General features: G+C 60.5%; 2 protein-coding genes. Both read right to left on the bottom strand.

All coding sequences use genetic code 11. The features are described from left to right. Nucleotides 1–450 precede the first annotated feature (450 nt). Nucleotides 451–3,546, bottom strand: coding sequence for a PorV/PorQ family protein (locus tag H5U38_16045; protein ID MBC7188536.1), 3,096 nt, complete (start codon nucleotides 3,544–3,546; stop codon nucleotides 451–453). Continuing rightward, nucleotides 3,543–3,959 (bottom strand): hypothetical protein, encoded by a 417-nt coding sequence (locus H5U38_16040; GenBank protein MBC7188535.1) that lies wholly within the window; start codon nucleotides 3,957–3,959, stop codon nucleotides 3,543–3,545. The genes H5U38_16045 and H5U38_16040 overlap by 4 nt, the downstream gene beginning before the upstream one ends. Between the last annotated feature and the right edge of the window lie 61 nt (nucleotides 3,960–4,020).

Here is a 4,020-nt window from a genome sequence, read left to right as displayed (position 1 = left end):
ATTTATCAAATATGACCGGGAATATCAAGGAAAATGTTCCGCGGTGGCTGGGTGCCTCCCCTGTAGCCACCGCCAAATCCGACACAAAACAGGCGTACGTAGGAATTGTGGCGCCGTCACAAGGTTTCTTGTCGGTGAATCCTCTCGGGAAAGCAGGGGGATCTCCGCAGATGACCCGCGGTTGGCCCGGGCTGCGGCGGGTAAACTAGGCCTTGTTGTTCACAGAACAATGAGGTGATGCCTGGTTAGTCCGGCGGTGCACCAAACAAAGATGCAGGTCCCCGACCTTCCGTTGACGCTGGCCTCCTGGTGGCGATGGACCAGGCAAGCGCACAGTCTTCGGATCGGCGGGCCTGCATCAAAGGAAGGTCCCTGCCATCTTCCGACAGCCAACCGCAGCACTCGTGTGCGCGGCACGCCCTGCAAGCCATTTCAATCAGCGGCCGCAACCTATTTGAAGAAGAACTCTATCTGAATCCTGCGGTTGATTTGCCTGCCCAAGGGTGTTTCGTTGTCGCCCTCGAACAGGAGCTTGCCGTCTTGCGCGCGAAAAGAGAACGGCTGGCAATCGGCAGTGGCGCGGCCGCGCAAGAGCGAGATCTTCTCGAAAAGGCCGGCGTCGATTTCCCGGTAGCTCTTCAAGAACTCCTCTTCGTCCAGCGAGATGCTGAACGGCTCGTCTGCGCCCTTGCCGACCGCACCGTCGCGCTCGAGGCGGGAGAGCACCAGCTGCTGATCGGCTGGGTCAGTCGTCGTAAGACCTTGGACTGCGCGGATGAACTCTTCTTGCAAATGCATGGCTCGCAGGCGGGAAAAGGCATTGTTCACCGAACGCGGCGTTATGCCACACGCATGGCCCACGAAACGGTAGCGCAAGTTCGGACTGTAACGTAGCCTTGTGGCCAGTTCGCGAAAAACCTTTTCCCACGAAACGATAGCAAAAGGCTTGGGGTCGTTGAATTCAGCCAGACCGACGACGATCGGCAGCTCGCAGGCCTTCGGTACCAGTACCACATCCCTCGACCGCGTTCGAAACCGCCGTCCCAGGGTGTCGGCGATAAACAGCGAGTAGGCGATCCTCTTGTGGAGCAAACCCAGGTCCTCTTCGCCCAGAGGCCAAGGCAGTAGGTCGCTTGCTCCAAGCGCGTAGCCCGCAGCAAGCGAATCCTCGAATTCAGTCGCTTGGAGGTGTAGCCACCCGCTCTGCACCGGCACGACCCCCTTCACCGTGTTGGTAAACGACACAGGCAAAGGCACCGGTGGCTGGGGCACATTGCGGAACGGCACAGGCGCGATGATGTCCACTTGGGGGGTGGCATCGACCCGCCGCAGTGCGCGGATGCGCACGTTGCGCCGCTCCTGGTGCACCCCCGTATTGGGCGTGATCTTTCGGTCGGGCGAGGGGCCCCACTTCAGGCTATCCATCGGGATCTGCTCTGGAGGCACGCCGAGTTCCAGGAGCACTGTGCGCACGGCCAGTGCTCTTGTCCGCGCAAGCGCAACGGGTTCGCCGTTCACCACATCGGCAAAGCCCTCCAGGGTCAATACCACGTCCTCCCGCCTTGCCACACGCCGCGCCAGCGTATCCAGTGGAGCGTAGAACCACGGCGACGACTTGTAGTACTGCGGCGCCACCTCCGCGCTCTGCGCGTCGAAGAAGACCTTGGTCACCAGAGGCACTTCCCACGCCACCAAGGGCAACACAAACGCCTGCACGGTGTCCGGTATAGCGACTCTCCCCTTAGGAATGGTGTAAAAGCTCCTGCTAAGGACATTGTCCTCCGCATTCCTCTCGAGGACCTGGTTTCCCTCCGCATCGAGGAGCAGCACATGAGCTCTGAACCGATGGAGGCCAGAGATCCGCGTACGCCACATGAACGAAATGGCCCCGCTACTCCGCGGGGGCAAATGCCCGATCTCGCCTCGCCAGGCGGTGTCCGGGCTCAAGAATGATGCGCCTGGACCGGGAGGCTCATCCACCACCGTCAGTTCGACGCGCTCTGCCGGCCATGGTCCATTATTCCGCACCTGCACCGAAACCACACCCTGGGTGTCGCTCTCAGTGATCCAGACATCTGGCTCGAACACGATGTCCACCACTTGCACATCTGGCCGCATCACGTGAAAGGGCCACATCCTTTGCGAGGCCACGCGCAGATGCTCGTCGCGATCGTAGGCAACAACTGTCCAGAGGTAGTCGCCGGCAGGCAGGTCAGTTATCGGGTACGAGGCGTTCTCCGGCCATGCCGTCACGCCAAATGTGGAGTCGCAGACCGTGTGAAAGGTCGAGCCAAAGGCCTTGATGGCATCGTGCAAGCGCACCTGACGCTGCGCCAGCAGAGCGAGCAATCGGGCCAATTCCGAGCGCTCTGCAGGTACGCCAGTGGCGTGCTCCACCAACAGCACATAGCGCACATCGTCGAACAGATCCGGATCTCGCGAAGCTTGCCAACGCAGTGCCACGACTTGGCCACGGACTGTGTCGTGAGGCAGCGGCTGCAGCAAGTCGAATCTCTCCGGCCCAATGGTGTAGTGGTGAGCGCCAGCCCGTCCGGCCGTCTGGAAAAGCTCGTTCGCCTCGAGCCCACCGATGTCCAAGCGGACTGCTTGGTTGGTCCCGGAAGCGATCTCCCGCGTCAGCGGCGTCTGGTCATCCAGGCGGAGGCTCATCCCCATGGAAAGTTTGCTTAACAGTCGCTCGTTGAACTCATAACCCGTTCTGAGTGCCAAGCGGTACCCCCAGGCCAGTTCCGCGCCCACACAGAACCTGCCGATCTCGTCGCGCACCTGGTGATAGTCACCGGAGAGCTGCAGTTGAAGCCCGCCGTGGCTACCCAGATGCATGGCCACCCCCCCGCGCAGGGTGCGTGGCAGTGGCGTCTTGTCCTGGAGGAACTGCAACGGGGAGCCCAAGTGGTCGATAGCAAGGCCCGCCGAAAGCAATCCGTACTGGAAAGGTCCACCCACAGAAAAACGAGGCGAGCGGTACATCACCCCCATGTCGAGGATGTAGGTGCCCGCGGTGTTGCCGCTCAAATCGCTGCGCAGGTATTTGAGATTGCCACCCACAGCCAGGTTGGCCGAGAAAAAGGTGAGCGGACTTCCCACGCTGATGGCTCCCACGAGGTCGCCGGCAGATACGGGAGGTCTGCGTCCCTGCGTGCTGTCGAACTCCCGCACTCCCTGGTAGTTAAGACCCAGGGCCACGTTGAAGCGACTGCTCCACGGGGTCCGAAACTGCCTTCCATAGTTGGCGGCCACGCTGTAAATGTCGGCAATCCACCTTGTGTAAGCAGCTGACCACTGCCACTCACGAGAAAAGGCGGTGGAGGCAGGGTTGGCGTAAAAGGCCTGCACTTCGTCTATCGCGGCGCTCAATGCGCCTGCCATTCCCTGGTAGCGCACGCTCGGTTGGATCTTTAGGTAGGCAGCGCCTGCGCGCACCTGCCCGTAAGCTGACGGAGCAGCAAACCCGCCCAGCACTGTCAGCGCCCCAACAATGGCAAGGAAACCACGTCCCTGCCCATGCATGCGTCTGCTCGTCATCGCAAAACCACCACCTTCTTCCAACAGATGAGACTTCCTGTGCGCAAAGCGATGACATACACGCCACTGCCCACCTTTTCGCCTCTCTCCGTCTTGCCATTCCACACACAACTGTTCACCCCGGGTTGGAAAACAGCCTTGGCAATTTGGGTGACGTGGTAGCCAGTGATATCGTAGAGGTCGAGTGTCACTTCTGCTTGTGTCTCCAGGCCGAAGAAAATGGTTAGGTCTGCGCCGCCGTCCGGCGTGAAGAGGTTCTGGTCAAAATAGAAGGTGTTACAGTCGGCCACTACCTCGCTGACGACCACGGATGCTCGCGAAGTACTGTTGGCAAGGTTCGTGTCACCCAGGGCGCTCACCGTGCAAACATTGACAAGTTCCTTCGGATATACTGCCGGAGCATCCGTTACCATCGCCTCGAGGAGTACTTTCCTTTGCTCCCCCACCCCGAGGCGAGTGAAGCGCCACATTGCC

This window comes from Calditrichota bacterium (genome assembly GCA_014359355.1).
Taxonomy (GTDB): domain Bacteria; phylum Zhuqueibacterota; class Zhuqueibacteria; order JANLFK01; family Oleimicrobiaceae; genus Oleimicrobium.
This window is presented reverse-complemented; position numbering and strand designations above follow the sequence as displayed.

Coding starts and splice junctions, on each gene's coding strand:
- H5U38_16045 (MBC7188536.1), bottom strand. CDS start 3,546: ATGACGAGCAGACGCATGCATGGGCAGGGACGTGGTTTCCTTGCCATT.
- H5U38_16040 (MBC7188535.1), bottom strand. CDS start 3,959: ATGGTAACGGATGCTCCGGCAGTATATCCGAAGGAACTTGTCAATGTT.